The 20,053-nt window shown below is 64.2% G+C and carries 22 protein-coding genes; 14 read left to right on the plus strand and 8 right to left on the minus strand.

The features are described 5' to 3' along the window. Positions 1-236: 236 nt before the first annotated feature. Complete coding sequence (locus tag ABE528_RS13515; protein ID WP_346653232.1) at positions 237-2,567, plus strand: FdhF/YdeP family oxidoreductase; 2,331 nt, start codon at positions 237-239, stop codon at positions 2,565-2,567. A 34-nt stretch (positions 2,568-2,601) separates the two neighbouring features. Here ABE528_RS13515 and ABE528_RS13520 read toward each other — a convergent pair whose 3' ends face one another. Continuing rightward, the gene (locus ABE528_RS13520) at positions 2,602-3,060 is read right to left on the minus strand and encodes an Lrp/AsnC family transcriptional regulator (RefSeq protein ID WP_152954010.1); all 459 of its coding nucleotides are present in this window, start codon (positions 3,058-3,060) and stop codon (positions 2,602-2,604) included. A 125-nt stretch (positions 3,061-3,185) separates the two neighbouring features. Between ABE528_RS13520 and ABE528_RS13525 the strand changes: the two genes are divergently transcribed. Then, entirely contained in the window at positions 3,186-4,370 is a 1,185-nt protein-coding gene (locus tag ABE528_RS13525; protein ID WP_152954009.1) for an aminotransferase class I/II-fold pyridoxal phosphate-dependent enzyme, read from the plus strand. Positions 4,371-4,476: 106 nt separating this feature from the next. Here the strand turns inward: ABE528_RS13525 and ABE528_RS13530 are convergent, their stop codons facing one another. Beyond that, positions 4,477-4,713: a YdcH family protein gene (locus ABE528_RS13530; protein WP_152954008.1), complete on the minus strand. Its 237-nt coding sequence runs from the start codon at positions 4,711-4,713 to the stop codon at positions 4,477-4,479. A gap of 117 nt (positions 4,714-4,830) precedes the next feature. Between ABE528_RS13530 and ABE528_RS13535 the strand changes: the two genes are divergently transcribed. From ABE528_RS13535 to ABE528_RS13555, 5 genes are all read left to right on the plus strand, one after another. Continuing rightward, on the plus strand, positions 4,831-5,196 hold the full coding sequence (locus ABE528_RS13535; protein WP_346653233.1) for a 5-carboxymethyl-2-hydroxymuconate Delta-isomerase: 366 nt from the start codon (positions 4,831-4,833) through the stop codon (positions 5,194-5,196). Between the two features lie 164 nt (positions 5,197-5,360). Beyond that, positions 5,361-6,998 carry a phosphoethanolamine--lipid A transferase gene (locus ABE528_RS13540; protein ID WP_152954006.1) on the plus strand — a complete coding sequence of 546 codons (1,638 nt, stop codon included), beginning with the start codon at positions 5,361-5,363 and terminating at the stop codon, positions 6,996-6,998. A gap of 89 nt (positions 6,999-7,087) precedes the next feature. Next, positions 7,088-8,221 carry a ribonuclease D gene (gene rnd, locus ABE528_RS13545; RefSeq protein WP_346653234.1) on the plus strand — a complete coding sequence of 378 codons (1,134 nt, stop codon included), beginning with the start codon at positions 7,088-7,090 and terminating at the stop codon, positions 8,219-8,221. Next, complete coding sequence (locus ABE528_RS13550; RefSeq protein ID WP_103446328.1) at positions 8,218-8,511, plus strand: YcgL domain-containing protein; 294 nt, start codon at positions 8,218-8,220, stop codon at positions 8,509-8,511. The genes rnd and ABE528_RS13550 overlap by 4 nt, the downstream gene beginning before the upstream one ends. 2 nt (positions 8,512-8,513) lie before the next feature. Further along, complete coding sequence (locus ABE528_RS13555) at positions 8,514-9,446, plus strand: D-2-hydroxyacid dehydrogenase (RefSeq protein ID WP_152954004.1); 933 nt, start codon at positions 8,514-8,516, stop codon at positions 9,444-9,446. Between the two features lie 51 nt (positions 9,447-9,497). On the opposite strand, the gene ABE528_RS13560 is transcribed toward ABE528_RS13555, so the two are convergent. Then, entirely contained in the window at positions 9,498-10,091 is a 594-nt protein-coding gene (locus ABE528_RS13560; protein ID WP_152954003.1) for a nitroreductase family protein, read from the minus strand. A 145-nt stretch (positions 10,092-10,236) separates the two neighbouring features. On the opposite strand from ABE528_RS13560, the gene ABE528_RS13565 reads away from it, so the two are divergent. Both ABE528_RS13565 and ABE528_RS13570 read left to right on the plus strand, forming a co-directional pair. After that, positions 10,237-10,686 (plus strand): YcgN family cysteine cluster protein, encoded by a 450-nt coding sequence (locus tag ABE528_RS13565; RefSeq protein ID WP_152954002.1) that lies wholly within the window; start codon positions 10,237-10,239, stop codon positions 10,684-10,686. A 41-nt stretch (positions 10,687-10,727) separates the two neighbouring features. Beyond that, entirely contained in the window at positions 10,728-11,936 is a 1,209-nt protein-coding gene (locus ABE528_RS13570) for a hypothetical protein (protein ID WP_346653235.1), read from the plus strand. 21 nt (positions 11,937-11,957) lie between these two features. Here the strand turns inward: ABE528_RS13570 and ABE528_RS13575 are convergent, their stop codons facing one another. From ABE528_RS13575 to ABE528_RS13585, 3 genes are all read right to left on the minus strand, one after another. Further along, on the minus strand, positions 11,958-12,299 hold the full coding sequence (locus ABE528_RS13575) for a DUF2892 domain-containing protein (RefSeq protein ID WP_152954000.1): 342 nt from the start codon (positions 12,297-12,299) through the stop codon (positions 11,958-11,960). 103 nt (positions 12,300-12,402) lie between these two features. After that, complete coding sequence (locus ABE528_RS13580) at positions 12,403-12,873, minus strand: RNA methyltransferase (RefSeq protein WP_085675738.1); 471 nt, start codon at positions 12,871-12,873, stop codon at positions 12,403-12,405. A 74-nt stretch (positions 12,874-12,947) separates the two neighbouring features. Then, positions 12,948-13,319: a YajD family HNH nuclease gene (locus ABE528_RS13585; RefSeq protein ID WP_060510327.1), complete on the minus strand. Its 372-nt coding sequence runs from the start codon at positions 13,317-13,319 to the stop codon at positions 12,948-12,950. A gap of 132 nt (positions 13,320-13,451) precedes the next feature. Between ABE528_RS13585 and ABE528_RS13590 the strand changes: the two genes are divergently transcribed. Then, positions 13,452-13,730 carry a hypothetical protein gene (locus tag ABE528_RS13590; RefSeq protein ID WP_152953999.1) on the plus strand — a complete coding sequence of 93 codons (279 nt, stop codon included), beginning with the start codon at positions 13,452-13,454 and terminating at the stop codon, positions 13,728-13,730. A 30-nt stretch (positions 13,731-13,760) separates the two neighbouring features. Here ABE528_RS13590 and ABE528_RS13595 read toward each other — a convergent pair whose 3' ends face one another. After that, on the minus strand, positions 13,761-15,803 hold the full coding sequence (locus ABE528_RS13595; protein WP_346653236.1) for a S9 family peptidase: 2,043 nt from the start codon (positions 15,801-15,803) through the stop codon (positions 13,761-13,763). 91 nt (positions 15,804-15,894) lie between these two features. Between ABE528_RS13595 and ABE528_RS13600 the strand changes: the two genes are divergently transcribed. From ABE528_RS13600 to ABE528_RS13610, 3 genes are read left to right on the plus strand one after another with little or no spacing between them, the layout of a single operon-like run. Beyond that, positions 15,895-16,395 (plus strand): MFS transporter, encoded by a 501-nt coding sequence (locus ABE528_RS13600; RefSeq protein ID WP_346653237.1) that lies wholly within the window; start codon positions 15,895-15,897, stop codon positions 16,393-16,395. 14 nt (positions 16,396-16,409) lie between these two features. Then, complete coding sequence (locus ABE528_RS13605) at positions 16,410-17,183, plus strand: class II glutamine amidotransferase (protein ID WP_060510337.1); 774 nt, start codon at positions 16,410-16,412, stop codon at positions 17,181-17,183. A gap of 9 nt (positions 17,184-17,192) precedes the next feature. Continuing rightward, positions 17,193-17,714 carry a DUF2937 family protein gene (locus ABE528_RS13610; RefSeq protein WP_346653238.1) on the plus strand — a complete coding sequence of 174 codons (522 nt, stop codon included), beginning with the start codon at positions 17,193-17,195 and terminating at the stop codon, positions 17,712-17,714. A gap of 4 nt (positions 17,715-17,718) precedes the next feature. Here ABE528_RS13610 and ABE528_RS13615 read toward each other — a convergent pair whose 3' ends face one another. Next, positions 17,719-18,630 carry a LysR family transcriptional regulator gene (locus ABE528_RS13615; RefSeq protein WP_346653239.1) on the minus strand — a complete coding sequence of 304 codons (912 nt, stop codon included), beginning with the start codon at positions 18,628-18,630 and terminating at the stop codon, positions 17,719-17,721. 129 nt (positions 18,631-18,759) lie between these two features. Between ABE528_RS13615 and ABE528_RS13620 the strand changes: the two genes are divergently transcribed. Then, complete coding sequence (locus ABE528_RS13620; RefSeq protein WP_346653240.1) at positions 18,760-20,046, plus strand: MFS transporter; 1,287 nt, start codon at positions 18,760-18,762, stop codon at positions 20,044-20,046. Positions 20,047-20,053 lie beyond the last annotated feature (7 nt).

Here is a 20,053-nt window from a genome sequence, read left to right on the forward strand (position 1 = left end):
TCCAAGCTATAGCCTGTGGCCAGCCCCGTCAAATCGCTTTCCCTGACTGCTTGATCAATGCCCTCTATCACGGCTGCAGGCCAAGCGCGGCAAGGGTTGAGGGGCATGATCGAGAGCGCTTATCGTGCCGTAAGGTATTTCGATTGGACGGCTCTGGGGCGGGCTCCATAGGCTGGAAAAAACACCGGGCAGATCGATTCGGTGAACATTTCCATGCCGCGTGAGGATTTGACCGCATGAGCCAGGACCAACACATCAGGGACTACAAGGGCCCTGCCGCCGGCTGGGGCGCGCTGAAGAGCGTGACCAAGAGCTGGCTGGGTAGCGACAACGCCTTCAAGAACCTGCGGGCCATGCTCAAGACCAACCAGAACGGTGGCTTCGACTGCCCGGGCTGTGCCTGGGGCGAGTCGCCGGAAGGCGACATGGTCAAGTTCTGCGAGAACGGCGCCAAGGCAGTGAACTGGGAAGCTACCGGCCGCTCGGTGGACCCGGCGTTCTTCGCCCGGTACAGCGTCAGCGCGTTGCTCGAGCAGACCGACTACTGGCTCGAGTATCAAGGCCGCCTGACCCACCCGATGCGCTACGACGCGGCCACCGACCACTATGTCGAAACCAGCTGGCAAGAAGCCTTCGAGCTGATCGCCCGGCATCTGCACGCGCTCGACTCGGCCGACCAGGCCGAGTTCTATACCTCGGGCCGGGCCAGCAACGAGGCAGCGTTCCTCTACCAGCTGTTCGTCCGTGCCTACGGCACCAACAACTTCCCTGACTGCTCGAACATGTGCCACGAAGCCAGCGGCACCGGCATGTCGGAAACCCTCGGGGTGGGCAAGGGCACCGTGGTGTTCCACGACCTGGAGCTGGCCGACGCGATCTTCGTCATCGGCCAGAACCCCGGCACCAACCACCCGCGCATGCTCGAACCGCTGCGCGAGGCGGTCAAGCGCGGCGCCCAGGTGGTGTGTTTCAACCCGCTCAAGGAGCGTGGCCTGGAGCGCTTCCAGCACCCACAGCACCCGTTCGAGATGCTCAGCAACGGCTCCGAGCCGACCACCAGTGCCTACTTCCGCCCGGCCCTGGGCGGCGACATGGCGGCCATGCGCGGTATCGCCAAGTTCCTCTTGCAGTGGGAGCGTGAGGCCCAGGCCAACGGCGAGCCGGCGGTGTTCGACCATGCCTTCATCGCCGCACACACCAGTGGCCTGGACGACTACCTGGCGGCGGTGGATGCCACCTCGTGGGAGCACATCGTCACGCAGTCGGGCCTGACCCTGGCCGAGATCGAGCTGGCTGCGCGCATGTGCCGAAAGGCCGAGCGCGTGATCATGTGCTGGGCCATGGGCGTCACCCAGCATCGCCATTCGGTGCCGACCGTGCAGGAAATCGTCAACCTGCAGCTGCTGCGCGGCAACGTCGGCAAACCCGGTGCCGGCCTGTCGCCGGTGCGTGGCCACAGCAACGTGCAGGGCGACCGCACCATGGGCATCGACGAGAAGCCCAAGGCGGCGCTGCTCGATGCCATTGAAAAACGCTTCAAGTTCCGTGTGCCGCGTGCCCACGGGCACAACGCAGTGCTGGCGATCAAGGCCATGGAAGAGGGGCTGGCCAAGGTGTTCATCGCCTTGGGCGGCAACTTTGCCCAAGCTACGCCGGATACCCCGCGTACCCACGCGGCGCTGCGCAACTGTGCGTTGACGGTGCAGATCTCCACCAAGCTCAACCGTTCGCACCTGGTCACCGGGCGCGATGCGCTGATCCTGCCGTGCCTGGGCCGTACCGAGATCGACATGCAAGCCCAGGGGCCGCAAGGCGTGACCGTGGAGGACACCTTCAGCATGGTGCATCTTTCCAATGGCCAGCTGCGCCCGCGCTCGCCGCACATGCGTTCGGAGCCGTGGATCATCGCCGGCATGGCCAAGGCCACCTTGGGCAACCAGCCGATCGACTGGGAGTACGCGGTTGCCGACTACAGCCGCATTCGCAGCATGATCGCCGACGTTATCCCAGGCTTCGCCAACTTCAATGAGCGCCTCCAGCACCCGGGCGGTTTCCACCTGGGCAACCATGCGGCTGATCGCAACTTCCGCACGGCCACCGGCAAGGCACGCTTCATGCCTCATGCGCTACCGGCCGAGCTGGTCAACGCCAAGGTGCTGGCGCGCGGCGACAAGCCGGACCTGATCCTGCAGACCCTGCGTTCGCACGACCAGTACAACACCACGCTGTACGGCCTGGATGACCGTTATCGCGGGGTATTCGGCCTGCGTGAAGTGGTGTTCGTCAGCGAGGCGGACATCCGCCGCCTGGGCTTCGAGCCGGGCGAGCAGGTGGACCTGGTGTCGTTGTGGGAGGACGGCGTCGAGCGGCGGGTGTCGGGCTTCCGTCTTGTGCCCTACGACATTCCGGATGGGCAGGCGGCGGCGTATTACCCCGAGACCAACCCGCTGGTGCCGCTGGAGAGTTATGGCGAGGGGACTTACACGCCGACGTCCAAGTTTGTCGCGATCAAGCTGGAGAAGGCCCAGGCCGGGAACCGGATCGAGGCGGTGCTCACCGCTGATTGAGTGGATTTTGCCGGGGCCGCGTTGTGGCCCCCGGCTACCGATGCACCGGATAGGCCGTGGTGTACTTCATCTGCTCCATGGCAAAACTGGAGGTGATGTTCGACAGCCCATCGGTACTGGTTATCAGCTTCTTGTAGAAGCGGTCGTACGCTGCGATGTCGCCCACCACCACCCGCAGCATGTAGTCCCAATCGCCTGACATGCGGTAGAACTCCATCACCTCTTCGAACCCCTTCACCGTCGCCGCGAACTGCTCCAGCCAGGCGCTGTCGTGGCGCTGGGTCTTGAGCTGGACGAACACGGTCAGCCCCAGCCCCAGGCGTTCGGGGTCGAGCAGGGCGACACGGCCGAGGATGTAGCCGTCTTCCTCCAGCCGTTTGACCCGCTTCCAGCATGGCGTGGTCGACAGGTTGACCGCTTCGGCCAGGTCCTTGAGCGAGATCGAGGCGTCCCGCTGCAGCAGGGTGAGGATGTGTTGGTCGAAACTGTCCATGGCAGGGCAAAACCATCGAGAAAAATTTTCCCCAGATTACCCCAGGCCTAGGAAAATTTCCTGCATTGGCCTGGCATTGCCGCCGCGCCAGGTTGTTGCCATAGTTGCAGGCTTGAATCCTGCCAATGGGCCCGACCATGTCCGACAAGCCGCGTAATTTCGCCACCCGTACCATCCACGCCGGCGAGCAATCCAGCGTTGCCGATAACGCCATCTTCCCGCCCATCTATACCGCCAGCTCCTATATCAAGCGCAGCCTCGACGATAACCCCGAGTACGCCTACAGCCGTGTCGGCAACCCGACCCGGCATGCCTATGAAAGCTGTGTCGCCGCGCTGGAGGAGGGCGTTGGTGCGGTGGCCTGTGCCTCGGGTGTGAACGCCACCGCCACGGTGCTGGAGCTGCTGCCCAAGGACGCCCACGTGGTGGTGATGAATGGCGTTTATGGCGGCACCTTCCGCATCCTTGAAGATTACCGCGGGCGCACTTCGGGCCTGACCACCACCTATGTCGACCTCAATGACGTCGAGGCGGTGGCGGCCGCGATCAAGCCCGAAACCCAGCTGATCTGGATCGAATCGCCCACCAACCCGCTGCTGCACCTGGTGGACATCAAGGCGGTGTGCGACCTGGCCCGTGCCCGCGGCATCCTCACCTGCATCGACAACACCTTCTGTTCGCCGTGGAACCAGCGCCCGATCACCCTCGGTGTGGACCTGGTGATGCACTCGGCGAGCAAGTACATCGGCGGCCATTCCGATCTCACCGGTGGCGTGGTAGTCGCAGCCAATGACGAGCTGCTGGCGCGGCTGCGCAAGATCAGCATGGCGGTCGGGGCGATCCAGGGGCCGTTCGACTGCTACCTGGCCCTGCGCGGGCTGAAGACCCTCGATGTGCGCATGGAGCGCCAGTGCGCCAACGCGCTGCAGGTAGCGCGCTTCCTCGAAGGCCACCCGCAGATCGAGCAGGTGTTCTACCCAGGGCTGGAAAGCCACCCGCAGCATGCGCTGTGCCAGCGGCAGATGCGCAGTGGCGGGGCGGTGGTGGCGATGAAGGTCAAAGGCGGTGACCGGGCGGCGCTCAACCGGCTGGTCGAGGCACTGCAGATCTTTGTGCTGGCCGACTCGCTGGGCGGGGTGGAGAGCATGATCAACCACTCCTGGAGCATGTCGCACAACTCGTTGAGCCCGGCGCAGAAGGGCGAGATGGGCATCAGCGAGAACCTGCTGCGGTTGTCGGTGGGGATCGAGGATTACCGCGACCTGATCGAAGACCTCGATGGCGCGTTGAAGGCTTCGGCTGCCGTGTAAGGGCTGCTGGCGCTATCGCGAGCTGCGCTCGCTCCTACGGGGCATGTGTAGTCCTGTAGGAGCGAGCGCAGCTCGCGATGAGGCCAGTGAATTCAGTAAAGGGTTGTCAGGACTTCGGCGGATGAATGATCCGTTCGATCTTGTCCTTGAGCAGCAGCCTTTCCTTGCGCAGGCGGTTGACCGCCTCGTCGTTGGTGCCGTTGGCCTCGGCGGCCAGCACCTCCTTGTCCTTGGTGTTGTATTCCTTGTGCAGCTTGTGAAGGTTCTGGTCCTTGTCTATTAGCGCCTGGAATGCGTCAGCGGTAACGTGCAGGTCAGCGAGCAGATCATGCGGAACTGGCATTTCTTCACCTCTGTCAGGGTTGTCGGTAAGGTCCTGACCTTTGAGGATAGCCGCCTTTGCGCAGGTGGGGGACTGGGGTAGGCTGTCGCATCCTTCCCCGTGCCTGGAACCTGCGCCATGCCTCACCTGAACCTGGAATACAGCGACAACCTGCGCGAGCTCAATGTTGATGTGCTGCTGTTGCGCCTGAACCACGCCCTGGTCGGCAGCGGCCAGTTTGCCGACGAGGCCGACATCAAGAGCCGGGCCCAGGCCTTCAGCCAGTACCGGGTCGGCATCGCGCCGGGTGAGCGGGCCTTCGCCCATGTGCGCCTGGCCATCCTCAGCGGGCGTTCGCCCGAGGTGAAGCAGCAACTGTCTAACGGCTTGCTCGAGGTATTGCGCGAAGCCATCCCGGCCAAGGCCGGTGTGGATATCCAGCTGTGCGTCGAAGTGCTCGATATCGGCCGGGAACCCTACGCCAAGGCGCGTCTGCCCGGCTGAACGGATGCTGAATGAAGTTAATTTAATGTAAAAAATGCATCGGCTTACGAATTTGTTACCGTCTTTTTCACGAAAAATTGATGGTGCGCTTTCTAGAGTTCGCCCGACTTTCCCACAGTGCCATCCGGCCTGGGGGTGATAATTACTCTTGATTGCGAATGCCGATGCTCAACTTCAAATCCCTGCGGACTGAATGGGTCACGCTGTTGGCCAGCGTTTACCTGCTGGTCGGTCTCAACATGTTCCTTTGGGGGCACCTGCAAGAGGTGGTGCCGGCCGGGATGTCGGGGCTTTGGCTGAGCCTGGCGTTCGCCGTGCTGATGTTGTTCGCGTTCAACCTGGTGTTGACGCTGTTCGCCTTCCGTTATGTATTGAAGCCGTTATTGATCGTGTTGTTCGTGAGTGGTGCGAGCGCCGCTTACTTCATGAACCAATACGGCGTGCTTATTGACGCTGGCATGTTCCGTAACATGGCCGAGACCAATGTTTCGGAAGTGCGCGATCTGATGTCGTTGAAGTTCGCGGCCTATATTCTGCTGCTCGGCGTATTGCCGTCGGTAGTGCTGTGGAAAGCGCAGATCGCCTACCGCCCGTGGCACCGCGAATTGCTTGGCAAGCTGGTGGTCAGCGGCGCCTGCGTGGTGGCCTTGGGCTCGGTGGCGCTGGTCAATTATCAAGGGCTGTCCTCGCTGTTTCGCAACCATCACGAACTGCGCCTGATGCTCACTCCGAGCAATGTCGTTGGCGCGACCATCGGTTATGTCAACGAGCGCGTGGGTACGGCAGCGCGCCCGTTCCAGAGCTATGGCGAAGATGCCAAGCGCGATGTGGCCTGGCAGAAGCACGAGCGCAAATCGCTGACCGTGCTGGTAGTGGGTGAAAGTGCCCGTGCCGATCACTTTGGCGTGCTCGGCTATCCGCGCGATACCACCCCGAACCTGGCCAAGGAACAGGGCCTGTTGAGTTTCTCCGATGTGCATTCCTGCGGTACTGAAACCGCCGTCTCTGTGCCGTGCATGTTCTCCGGCATGAAACGCAAGGATTACGACGCCCGCGTGGCGAAGAACCGTGAAGGGCTGCTGGACATCCTCCAGCGTGCCGGCCTGGCCGTGCAGTGGCGCGACAACCAGTCGGGCTGCAAGGGCACCTGCGACCGCGTGCAGTTCATCGACGTCAGCAACCTCAAGGACCCGCAGCTCTGCGCTGGCGGTGAGTGCCATGACGAAATCCTCCTGCAAGGCCTGGGCGAGCTGATCGACAACCTCGACAAGGACACCGTGCTGGTGCTGCACCAGATGGGCAGCCACGGCCCCGAGTATTTCAAGCGCTACCCCAAAGACGGCGAGCGTTTCACCCCGGTGTGCCAGAGCAACGCGCTGAACCAGTGCAGCGAGCAGGAAATCATCAACGGCTACGACAACACCCTGGCCTACACTGACAAGGTGTTGTCCTCGCTGATCGATACCCTGCGCAGCAAGCAGGACAAGGTCGATACGGCGATGATCTACCTGTCCGACCATGGCGAGTCGCTGGGCGAGTACAACCTGTTCCTGCACGGCACCCCGTATGCCATTGCCCCGGAACAACAGAAGCATGTGCCACTGCTGACCTGGTTCTCCGACAGCTACAAGGAGGACTTCGGCATCGACACCGACTGCATGGCCAAGCTCAGCGATGCGCCGCTGTCGCAGGACAACCTGTTCCACTCGATGCTGGGCCTGCTGCAGGTGCACACCGAGGTCTACCAGCAGTCGCTGGACATGTTTGCCAGCTGCCGGCCGTGGTTGGCCGCCCAGCGTTGAGGCCGTTCATCTAATCCAGGGATGGCGCAGGTTTCACCACCAGGGCCCGCGCCGTATATACTGCGCGCCAATGTTTGTGGGAGAGCCTTGTGGCCATCGAAATACACTGGATCCGTGACGACCAGACCCTGGCCGAACACTGCCGCAAGTGGCGCGAACTGCCCTTCGTGGCGCTCGACACCGAGTTCATGCGGGTCGACACCTTCTACCCGAAAGCCGGCCTGGTCCAGGTTGGCGACGGGCAGCGGGCTTTCCTCATCGACCCGCTGCTGATCGGCGACTGGCAGCCGCTGGGCGAACTGCTCGACGACAGCAACGTGGTCAAGGTGCTGCACGCCTGCAGCGAAGACCTCGAAGTACTGCTGCGCCTGACCGGCAAGCTGCCGCAACCGTTGTTCGACACCCAGCTGGCAGCCGGTTACCTGAACCTGGGCTTCTCCATGGGCTATTCGCGCCTGGTGCAGGAAGTGCTGGGCATCGAGCTGCCCAAGGGCGAAACCCGCTCTGACTGGCTGCAGCGCCCGCTGTCGGAAACCCAGGTCAGCTACGCCGCCGAAGATGCCGTGCACCTGGCCGAACTGTTCGCCGCCCTGCAGCCACGCCTGTCCGGCGACAAGTACGCCTGGGTGCTGGACGACGGCGCCGAACTGGTGGCCGCGCTGCGCCGTGAAGTCGAACCCGAGACCTTGTACCGCGACGTCAAGCTCGCCTGGAAGCTGGGCCGCCAGCAACTGGCGGTGCTGCGCGAACTGTGCGCCTGGCGCGAGCGTGAAGCGCGCAGCCGTGATGTGCCGCGCAACCGCATCCTCAAGGAACACTCGCTGTGGCCCATGGCCAAGAGCCAGCCGGACAACCTGTCGGCCCTGGCCAAGATTGACGAAATGCACCCGCGCACCATCCGCCAGGACGGCGCCCTCCTGCTCGAGCTGATCAAGCGCGCCGGCAACCTGCCGCCCGAGCAATGGCCACAGCCGCTGCCTGAGCCGCTGCCGATCGAAGCCGCCGGTATCCTCAAGCGCCTGCGTGCCATCGGCCAGGCCGAAGGCGAGCGCCTGGGGATCGCCCCGGAGCTGATGCTGCGCAAGAAAGCCCTGGAAGCCCTGCTCAAGAGCGGCTACCCGAACGGCCCTTATCAACTGCCCGATTCGCTGCGCGGCTGGCGCCGTGAGCGGATGGGCCAGGCCCTGCTGGACGACCTGGCAGGTGCCGGAGACAAGCAATGAAACGTATCTGTTCGATCTACAAGAGCCCACGCAAGAACGAAATGTACCTCTACGTGCTCAAGGCCGAAGGCCTGGAGCGCGTGCCTGAGGCGCTGTTGCCCTTCTTTGGCAAGCCTGTGCACGCCTTCGACCTGGTGTTGACGCCGGAGCGCCAGCTGGCCCGCGAGGACATCGCCAAGGTGCTGGAAAACCTCGAGACCCAGGGTTATCACCTGCAGATGCCACCGGCCGAGGACGAGTACATCGAGCACTTGCCCGAAGAGCTGCTGCGCCGTAACGACCCGGTCTGATCATGCGGGTACTGATTGCTGAGCATGATCATGCTCGATATGCCGAACTGTTGCGCGAAGCCATGCCGCAGCTGCAAGTCCTGACCAGCGACGACTCCGCCGAACTGGCCCGCCAGGCACCGCAGTGCCCGGTCTGGCTGGGCCAGCCGGATCTGCTGGCGAGCCTGCTGCGCCAGGGCCACAAACCGCAGTGGATGCAGTCCACCTGGGCCGGCATCACGCCGTTGCTGGCCGAAGGGCTGCCGCGAGACTACCGCCTGACCCGCGCCGTAGGCATCTTCGGCCAGGTGATGGCCGAGTACATGCTGACCTACATGCTCGGCCATGAGCGCGAAGTGTTGTCGCGCCTGGTCAGCCAGGTCGAGCGACGTTGGGATGACCGCCCGGGGCGCACCCTGGAAGGGCGCAAGGTGCTGATCGTCGGTACCGGCGATATCGGCCAGCGGGTGGCCGAGTTCCTCGCGCCGTTTGGCGTGAGCCTTTACGGCATTGCCAGCAGCGCCCGCGAGCAGGCGCCGTTTGTCGAAGTGGCGGCGCTGGCGGATTTGCCGCGCCTGGTCGGGCAGGTGGATTACGTGCTCAACCTGCTGCCGGACACGCCGGCAACCCATGACCTGTATGACGCGGCGCTGTTCCAGTGCTTCCAGCCCACGGCGCTGTTCATCAACGCTGGGCGTGGCGCGGCGGTGGTCGATGCTGATCTGGTCGAGGCGCTGAAGCAGGGGCATCTGGCCGGGGCGGTGATCGACGTGTGCCGGCAGGAGCCGCTGCCGCAACGGCATCCGTTCTGGACTGCCTGGGGCTTGTTGCTGACCGGACACAGCTCGGCGCCCACCTCGCCGGCGGCGATGGTGCGGTTGTTTGCCGGGAATGTGCGGGCGTATGCAGAGGGGCAGGGGTTGCGTGGCGAAGTCGATTTCGCCCGGGGTTACTGATCTCTAATCGCCTGTGCTGGCCGCGAGAGGCCAGCACAGGCAACACACGCCTTACAGGCTGAAATCACCCTCAGCCGCCAGCTCGCTCAACGGCCGACGCGGGCTCGGCACTTCACGCGCCTGCAGCGCTTCGTCCAGGCTGGCCTTGTCGCCCAGCTTGCCGATCGCCACCATGGCATGCAGCTCATAACCTTGCGGAATCTTCAGCTCCTGGCGCGCCAGTGCCTGGTCGAACCCGGCCATGCCGTGGGTGTGCCAGCCGCTGATGCTGGCCTGCAGCGCCAGGTGGCCCCAAGCGGAACCGGTGTCGAAGGTGTGCCACAGCGCCGGCTTTTCTTCCGTGGCGCCAGGCGCCGCAAACGTGGTCTTGGAAATGATCAGCACCAGCGCCGATGCCTGCTGCGCCCAGCTGCGGTTGAACGGCACCAGCAAGCTCAGGTAACGCTCCCAGCTCGGCGTGTCGCGGCGTGCATACAGGAAGCGCCAAGGCTGCGAGTTATAGGCCGACGGCGCCCAGCGTGCCGCTTCGAGGAAGCTCAGCAGGGTCTCTTCGCTGATCGGTTCGGCGGTGAAGGCGCGCGGTGACCAGCGGTTGATGAACTGCTCGTTGATGGCGTAATCGGCAATGCGGGGGGTGGCGCTCATGGCGGCTCCTGCAAGTGGATGGCAAAGCACGCACGCTACTGCGTCCGCCTGGCACTGACAAGCGGTATGGCGTTGCCGAAGGCCAGGCTCTAGACTGGCGCCGCCGCGCGCCGCGGCCTGGACAAGACTGCAGGAAACCCGTGTGATGATCGCTGACAGCGCGCCGTTCTGGCGGCACAAGACCCTCGAACAACTCAGCCCGCAAGAGTGGGAGTCGCTGTGTGACGGCTGCGGCCTGTGCTGCCTGCAAAAGCTCGAGGATGAAGACGACAATAGCGTCTATTACACGCGCATCGCCTGCAAACTGCTCGATCGCGACACCTGCCAGTGCAGCGACTACCCCAATCGCTTTGCCCATGTGCCCGATTGCATCCAGCTCACCCCGGGCAAGGCCGACCAGTTCAAATGGCTGCCGAGCACCTGTGGTTACCGCCTGGTCAGCGAGGGCAAGGACCTGCCCGACTGGCACCACCTGGTGTGCGGTGACCGTAAGCAGGTGCATGAACAGCGCATCTCGCAATCGGGGCGTATGCTCAGTGAACATGATGTAGACGAAGACGACTGGGAAGACCACCTGATTTTCCGCGCCAGTTGAACGGCGCACCCCGTCGCCTCTGAGGAACAAGGAGTTTCGCTATGCGTTGCCAGTTGTTGTTGCTCCTCGGGCTTGTGGCCTGTTCGCCGGCCTGGGCAAAAAAAGTCGACCTCGATTACCAGGTGCGCCTGTTGCCTGCCAATGGCCAGGCCGAAGTGCGCCTGACCCTGGCCGAAGGCAGTGCCGTGCGCAGCCTGGATTTTGACCTGGGCAAGGCCGGTGCCTACAGCGGTTTCCAGGCCGATGGCCAGTGGCAACAGCAGGGCGAGCGCGGTGTATGGCACCCGGCGAGTGGCAAGACCAGCCTCAGCTACCGGGTGAAACTGGACCAGAAGCTGCGCAGCGGCGCCTACTCTTCACGCATCACCCCGCATTGGGCGCTGTTCCTCGGCGATCAGCTGGTGCCGTCTGCACGCCTCGACCAACAGGACGGTACCGAGTTGGTGGCACGCCTGACGGTCGACTTGCCTGAAGGCTGGAAAAGCATCGAAACGTCCTGGCCACGCATCGGCAAGGACAAGTTCCGTATCGACAACGTGTCCCGCCTGTTCGACCGCCCGACCGGCTGGATGCTCGCGGGCGACCTTGGCAGCCGTCGCGCCCGCCTCGGCGACACCGACGTTACCGTGGCCGCGCCAGTAGGGCAGGGCATGCGGCGGATGGACAGCCTGACCCTGCTGACCTTCGTCTGGCCGCAATTGCAGGCGGTATTCCCGCGCAACCCGGCCAAGCTGCTGCTGGTTGGCGCCCGTGATGGCATGTGGCGCGGGGCGACGGCGGCGCAAGGCTCGATCTACCTGCACAGCAGCCGGCCAATGGTCAGCGAGAATGGCAGCAGCCCGCTGCTGCGTGAACTGGTGCAGCTGTTTGCGCAGATTCGTGTGCGCGACAATAGCGACTGGCTGGCCCAGGGCCTGACCGACTACTACGCCACCGAACTGTTGCGCCGTGCTGGCGGCATCAGCGACGACCGTTACGAGGTATGGCAGGCACGCTTGCAGAAGCAGGGCGCCCAGGTCAGCCAGCTGCGCGCCGAGCACGCCAGCCCGGCGCAGGTGGCACGTGGGGTGCTGCTGTTGCAGGCGCTGGACAAGGAAATCCGCATCCATACCCAGGCCAAGCGCTCGCTGGATGACGTGACCCGGGCGCTGATGCGTCTGCCCAGCGTGAGCACCGAGGAGTTCGTGCAGATCAGCGAGAATGTGCTGGGGCGTCGGTCTGACGTGCTGCAGAGCAAGGCCTTGCGCTAGCCTGCACCGGCAACACGAGACTCAACTGCCAGGCAACGGATCCTTGCCGGTCACTGTCACCCCGTCAGTTGCTGCCGCGGCACTGGCCCTGAGCGCCTGCAGCTCTGCTGCACTGCGCTCGATATCCGAACGCAGGCGGTGATACTCCTGGCGATGCCGCTGCCACCAGGCCTTGGTCGAGCAATGGCCGCTGACTCCGCGGGCTACCGCCAGGCCGCCCGCCACCATCTGCAGCAGCCCGATCAGGCCCCCATGGCGCATGCCCTTGGTGAACATCAATGCGCCGCCAGCCAGCGAGCCGGCGCGTTCCAGGCCCTGGACGTTGTGCTCCCGTGGAGCCCGGGTGGAATGAATATCGAGCATGGCAAACCCTCCGTGTGAAGTGTTAACAGCTGACCAGCAGCCATGAACGACCGTTCACTTGGTTTGCCCGGCCGGCTCGCGCAGGCGTTTTACGGGCGGTTGGCTATTTGAACTTGGGCCCGGAGCGGGTATTCAGCCCTTTGGCCATGCGGTCATACAGCACTACATTCACCGTCGCTGCCAGGTTCATGCAGCCTTCGGTAGGAATGTAGATGGTCTCCTCGCACCACCCCCGCACGTCCTCGCTCAACGAGCCATCTTCAGGCCCGAAGATATAGATCGCCCGGTCCGGGTGGGTGTATTCAGGCAGCGGCCGTGCGCCGTCCACCAGTTCCACTGCCACTGGCGTGCAGCCCAGGGGAATGATGCGTTGCAGGTCGTCGATGCCGATCAGCGGAATGTCGTAGTGCACCCGCTTGGTATCGGTGACGAAGTCGCGCGCGCGTTCATAGCGCTTGCCGGTGTAGAACACCGAGTTGACGCCGTAGCAACCCGCTGCGCGCATCACCGAACCGACGTTCTCCGCAGACTTGGGGTTGAACAGGCCGATGCAGCTGTACCGTTTGTTTGCCACGTGCCGGGGCCCTTCGCGAAAAAAAGAGCGCGATTATACGGGCTTGCCGGCCGCAGCGGGGGTTGCAGTGACGGTCAGTCTTTCTTGAGCATGCCCGCCAGCCCGGCGAACGGGTTGTGGGTGGCCTTGGCGATGCTTGGGGTGCTGGTCGAGCCTTCGCTGAAGTACTGCTGGTCGGTGTAGCGCGAGTGCTCGTTGTCGTGGCAGTACAGGCACAGCAGCTCCCAGTTGGAGCCGTCCTGCGGGTTGTTGTCGTGGTTGTGGTCACGGTGGTGCACGGTCAGCTCGCTCAGGCGCTTGCCGGCGAATTCGCGGGCGCAGCGGCCGCACACGTGCGGGTACATTTTCAGGGCCTTGTCGCGGTAGCCCATCTCCTTGTCGCGCTTGGCGTCGGCGAGGATGCGATCGAGGCGGGCGGTGGCGGCGGAGGTGGAAGCCGAACTCATGGTGTTTCCTTTGTTCTGATCAGGCAGATGACGGTTATGCCATTGAGTCTAGCGCGCTTGCAGGGCAGGCGGACAGGCGAAAACTCGAATATCGGCGTAGCCTGTAGAGAGGTTCCCGACAGGAGGTTGCTGATGTTCCATGCGATCCTCGCCGCGCTGCTCATCGCCGCCATGCCCCTGGCCGAAGCAGCAGGCACGCCACCCCGGCTGAATACCCCGGTACCCGGTGCGCCGGGCACGCCGACGCCCACACCTTACCCGCAGATCACCCCGAGCACGCCGCCCAAGGCCTACGACAGCACGCCGGGGGCACCGCTGCTGCCGCCGATGCCGGTGCCAGGGCCGCCGAAAGATCAGGATTTGCCTGGCCTGCATCAGGAGCCGACGAAACCGCCTGCGCAGGATGATTGACTGAAAGGGGCGCAGCGCGCCCCGTCATTCTCAAGCAATACCCAACTCGCCAAACACGAACGCGTATTCCAGCGCCACATCGCGCAACCCCTGGTACCGCCCGCTCATCCCGCCATGCCCGGCCCCCATCTCGGTCTTGAGCAGCAGCAGGTTGTCGTCGGTCTTGCGCGTGCGCAGGCGCGCCACCCACTTGGCCGCCTCCCAGTACTGCACGCGGCTGTCGTTGTAGCCGGCCACCACCAGCATGGCCGGGTAGGCCTGGGCGCTGACATTCTCATAGGGCGCATAGGCCTTGATGCGCGCGTACACCTCGGGCTCCTCGGGGTTGCCCCATTCGTCGTACTCGGTGACGGTCAACGGCAGCTCGGGGTCGAGCATGGTATTGAGCACGTCGACGAACGGTACTTCGGCGATGGCGCAGCGGAACAGCTCCGGGCGCAGGTTGAGCACTGCGCCCATCAGCAGGCCGCCGGCACTGCCGCCGCTGATGGCCAGGCGCTCTGGGGCTGTCACACCCTCGGCGATCAGGTGTTCGGCACAGGCGATGAAGTCGCTGAAGGTGTTGTGCTTGTGTTCCTGCTTGCCGGCGCGGTACCAGGCTTCACCCAGCTCACCGCCGCCGCGCACGTGAGCGATGGCGAAGGCCACGCCGCGTTGCAGCAGGCTCAGGCGGGCGTGGGAGAACCACGGGTCGAGGCTCTCGCCGTAGGCACCATAGCCATACAGGTAAAGGGGCACGGTCTTGCCCAGGTCTTCGCGGCGGCGCACCAGGCTGATCGGTACCTGGGTGCCGTCCAGCGCGGTGGCCCACAGGCGCTGGCTGACGTAGTCGTCGGCGTCGAACTGGCCGAGTACCGGGGTCTGCTTGAGGACTTCCTGGGCACCCGTGGCCAGCTCCAGCTGGCGCACCTGGGCCGGGCGGTTGAGCGCTTCATAACGCAGGCGCACGCGGCGGCTGGCGAACTCCAGGCTGTCCTGCACGTACAGGCTGTAGGCCGCATCGGGCAATTCGACCCGGTAGGGGGCCAGCCCCTGCGGGCGCACTTCGATGACCGGCAGGCCGCCTTCACGCAGGCTCAGGGTCAGCGCGTCGGCATTCAGGCTCAGGCCTTCGAGCATGATGTCGTCGCGGTGCGCCACCAGTACCTGCCATTGGTCGCGGCTGGGTACCGCAGTGGCTGGCGCGTGGTAGAGGGCGAAGTTGATACCGTCCTGATTGGTGCGGATAAACCAGCGCCACTGGCCGTCGAGCTGACCGTGGTCTGGGAAGTACTCATGGCCTTCGACCCGTGGCGCCAGGCAGGTAAATGCCGCCTGTGGCGTTTCGGCGTCGAGCACCCAGGCCTCGCTGGTGGTCTTGCTGTTGAGCAGCAGCACCAGTTGGCGCTCGGAGCTGGTGCGGTAGCAGTGCAGGAAGAAGCGCCCGTCGGGCTCATCGAACACCGTGCTCGCGTCGGCCTCGCCGAGGGTGTGGCGGCGCAGGCGCCAGGGGCGGTGGGTGTCGTCCAGCTCGGCGAAGAACAGCGTCTGGCTGTCGTTGGCCCAGGTCATGCTGCCGTCGCAGTCGTCGAAGGGCAGGGTGGTCAGGTTGCCGCTGGTCAGGTCCTTGACGTAGAGGGTGTAGATTTCGTCACCGCTGGTGTCGAGGCTGTAGGCCAGCAGGCGGTGGTCGGGGCTGACACTGAATGCGCCCAGCGACAGGAAGCCGCCATTGGCCAGGGCGTTGGGGTCGAGCAGCAGTTGTTCCTGGCCTTCATCGACCGTGTTGGAATCGTCGGCCGGGCGTGGGCAGCGGTAGTGGCGCGGGTATTCGTCGCCTGCGGTGGTGCGGGTGTAGTAGAGGTATGGGCCCCAGGGCGAGGGCAGCGACAGGTCGGTTTCGAGGATGCGGCCCTTGATCTCCTCGAACAACTGCTCGCGCAGCGGTGCCTGGTCGGCCAGGCAGGCCTCCTGATAGGCGTTTTCCGCCTGCAGGTAATCGAGCACTTCCTGGGTGTCGCGCTGTTGCAGCCAGGCGTAGGGATCAGTGGCCTGGTCCTGGCGGGCAATGGGGGGCTGAGGCTTGCTTGGCATCGGGGATCTCTTGACCGGGACAGGGAGACGCTGTCTGCGCCCTGAAAAGTGTTTATCATAGGCATCTCTTTGCCTGGCTTGCACGAACACCATGATCGAGAACGACTACACCTTCGCCTGGGGCCTGTACGCTGTTGCCGCCCTGGGTTGCCTGCTGGTGGGCTTCAAACTCACCGGCTGGATGTGGCGCTGGCTGCGTGAACCGCTGCGGGTGATCCTGGCGGTGCTGCTGCTGACCCCGACCATCGTCGATCCGGTCAAGGACAGCTTTGCCCCGGCGATCGCCATCACCGCCCTGGACCTTGCGTTCAAGGTCGGCAACAACGCCTGGCGGGCGATTTCCGATTTCGCCATGTACGGCATGATCGCCTTCGCCTTGTACATCGTCTTTGTGCTGATCCGCTGGCCGCTGGAAAAGCGCGCCCGTGAGCGCCGTGCGCAGGCCGAAGCCGCCGCCCAGCGTCGCGCAGCCGAGGACAACGCAGTCATGGCGGCTGCGCCCATGGCCGCCGAGCGCAATGATCGCTACCGCAATGACCCGCCACCGGCTGCACCGAGCGGTGGCCGCGGTCGGGTCGAGCCACGCCTGTAAGCGGAGACACCATCATGTGCGAATTGCTGGGCATGAGTGCCAACGTCCCCACCGACATCGTCTTCAGCTTCACCGGCCTGATGCAGCGCGGCGGGCGTACCGGCCCGCACCGCGATGGCTGGGGCATCGGCTTTTACGAAGGGCGCGGCCTGCGCCTGTTCCAGGACCCGGCCGCGAGCAGTGAGTCGGAAGTCGCCAACCTGGTGCAGCGCTACCCGATCAAGAGTGAAGTGGTGATCGGCCATATCCGCCAGGCCAACGTCGGGCGGGTATGCCTGTCCAACACCCACCCGTTCGTCCGCGAAATGTGGGGCCGCAACTGGTGCTTTGCGCACAACGGCCAGCTCGGTGAGTTCAAGGGCGAAGCGACCTTCTATCGGCCGGTGGGCGATACCGACAGCGAGGCGGCCTTCTGCGACCTGCTCAACCGCATTCGTGCGGCGTTCCCCGAGCCGGTCGAGGTGGAACAGCTGCTGCCCGTGCTGGTCGAAGCCTGTGCCGAGTATCGCGGCAAGGGCGTGTTCAACTGCCTGCTCAGCGACGGCGACTGGTTGTTCTGCTTCTGCTCGACCAAGCTGGTACACATTACCCGGCGTGCGCCGTTTGGTGCGGCACGCTTGAAGGATGTCGACCTGATCGTCGATTTTCATACCGAAACCACGCCAAACGACGTGGTCACGGTCATCGCCACCGAGGCCTTGACCGAGAACGAGACCTGGCGGCGCTACGAGCCCGGCCAATGGGGCCTGTGGCGGCACGGCGAGTGCGTTTCGCAAGGCCAGAGCTAAGGACGCGGCATGTTCAGAAGTTACCTGCGGTTGCTGCTGTTCACCTTCGGCCTGCTGGCCGGTATCCAGGTGCCTGGGCTGGTCAAGGACTACAGCCAGCGGGCTGAGGCGCACCTGTTCGAATCGCGTCAGGCGCTGGATGGCTTCAAGCAGACCGCCGAGCGCTTCTTCAACGGTGACCTGCAGGCGCTGATACGGCATTACCGGACCAGCGACGACCCGGTGTTCCTCAGTGATGCCAACAGTATCGAAAGCCTGCTGATTCGCAATCGGTTGCTGGAAGACGAATGGCAGGCGCTGCAAGGGTCGTGGCTGAGCCGCACCTGGCATGTGCTGGTGCAACCGGATCCGCAGCTGCGCGAAGAGACGCTCAAGGGCTACAGCTATCAGATTCTGCTGGTGCCCGAGGCGATCGGCTGGGGCGTCGGGGCCGGGTTTGTGCTGGCGTTTGTGGTCGAGAGCCTGTTGCTGGGGATTGGCTGGGTGATCCTTGGCGGGCGGCGTGGGGCGGTGAAAGAGAGCTGGCGCTGATTTTTCAGACCAGCACAATCCGCTGCCCACCCACATCACGCGCATAGCGCTCCAGCACCTGCCGGCACACGCCGACCACCTCATCGACCAATGCCACCCCGGTCTGCCAGGCCACCACCAGCTCAAGGCTCGGCGGTGGCTGCAAGCCCTGCAGCAGCACCAGCTCACCCCGGCTCAATTCGGCATCCACCAACGCCGGTGGCAAGGCGCCAATCCCGAAACCATCACGCAGCAACCGGGTAATCGCTGCCACCGAGTTCACGCAGTTCAACCGCGGCGTCTCGGCCCCGGCACTTTGCAGCAGGCTGAGCACCTCCTGGTGCGGCCGTGAGTTTTTGGAAAAGGTCACTATCCGCTCGCGGCCCAGTTCGGCCAGCGAGGCGAAGTCGCGCTGGTACACGGAGCCGGCCGCCACCACCCAACCCATCGGGTAGCGCGCCAGGTCCTGGCTGCGGATCGATGGCTCGCGCAGCAGGTCGGTTTGCAGGATTACGTCGAGAAAACCCTTCTGCAGCTGCTCACGCAGGTTCAGCGCGGTGTCGGCGACCAGTTCGATCTCCACCTGCGGGTAGCGCTCGGTCAACTCCGCCACCAGCGCGCTCATCCAGGTGTGGATCACCGTGTCCATCACCCCGATGCGAATGCGCCCGACCTTGGCCCGGTCGCTGTCCAGCGACTGCTTCATGGCCTTCGCCGTGTCGAGCATACGCTCGGCGTACTCCAGCACCTTGCTGCCCTCCGGCGTCAGGCTGACGCCGCGGGAGTCACGCAGCAGCAGTTTCACCCCAAGGTCGGCCTCCAGCGCGGCGATGCGGCTGGACACCGAGGCCTGGGTGGTGAACAGCTTCTCGGCGGTCAGGCGGAAGCTCTTGAGTCGGGCGACCCAGACGAAGGTTTCGAGGAAGCGAAGGTTCATGATCAGTTTTTCTTGTTCCAGACCGGCGGTTTTTCTCGTTGGACTCAGGCAGCACGGCCTCTGAACATGACGCCCAGGCCGCGACGCTCGACGTCGCCCATAAAACAATACCAACAAGCCGAGGCAAGCATGAACCCAAGCGGCGTGCAGCAGCAGGTGCAATCCCCTCCTTCGACCGGGCCGTTCGCCTGGTACCGCGACATCGACCAACAGCAACGGCGCACCTTCTGGAGCTGCAAGATCGGCTATGGCCTGGACGGCATGGACACGCAGATGCTCAGCTTCGTCATCCCGACACTGATCATGCTGTGGGGCATCAGCACTGCAGAAGCCGGGCTGATCCACACCAGCACGCTGATCGCCTCGGCCATCGGTGGCTGGATCGCCGGCATCCTCTCCGACCGCATCGGCCGCGTGCGCACCCTGCAGCTGACGGTGTTGTGGTTCGCCTTCTTCACCTTCCTCTGCGGTTTTGCCCAAAGCTACGAGCAGCTGCTGATCGCGCGCACCTTGATGGGCTTCGGTTTCGGCGGCGAGTGGACTGCCGGCGCTGTGCTGATCGGCGAGGTAATCCGGGCTCAGGACCGTGGCAAGGCGGTGGGTATGGTGCAGTCGGGCTGGGCCATTGGCTGGGGGCTGACGGCGATCCTGTATGCGCTGCTGTTCTCCTGGCTGCCAGCGGAGCAGGCCTGGCGTGCGTTGTTCCTGCTGGGGCTGGTGCCGGCGATCTTCGTGATCTTCGTCCGCCGCCTGGTCAAGGACCCGGAGGTATATCGCCAGGCCAAGGTCGGGGAAAGCGCCGAAGCGCCGTCGCACTTCTACGAGATCTTCGCCCCCGGCATGCTCTGGACCACCGTGCGCGCCTCGTTGCTGACCACCGGTGCGCTGGGTGGCTACTACGCCATCACCTCGTGGTTGCCGACCTTCCTCAAGAACGAACGTGGCCTTAGCGTGCTGGGCACCGGCGGCTACCTGGCCATGGTGATCGTCGGTTCCTATATCGGTTATGTAGTCAGCGCATACCTGTCCGACCTGCTGGGGCGCAAGAAGAACTTCATCCTGTTCGCCGTGGGCTCGTTCATCATCGTGCTGCTGTACACGCAAATGCCTGTGAGCGATGGCGTGATGCTGTGGCTCGGTTTCCCGCTGGGCTTCTTCGCCTCGGGCATCTTCAGCGGCATGGGCGCGTTCCTGACCGAACTGTTCCCGACCCGGGTACGTGGCTCGGGGCAGGGCTTCTGCTACAACATCGGCAAAGTCATCGCCGCGCTGTTCCCGCTGCTGATCGGCCTGCTCGGCGAGAAGATCCCCCTGGGCCTGGGCATCGGCGTGTTCTCTGCAGTGTCCTATGGCGTGGTGATCGTGGCGGCGCTGAGCTTGCCGGAAACACGCGGCAAACAACTTCAGGCGCGTTAAGGTAGGC

Source organism: Pseudomonas sp. TWI628, from assembly GCF_039673865.1.
GTDB lineage: Bacteria > Pseudomonadota > Gammaproteobacteria > Pseudomonadales > Pseudomonadaceae > Aquipseudomonas.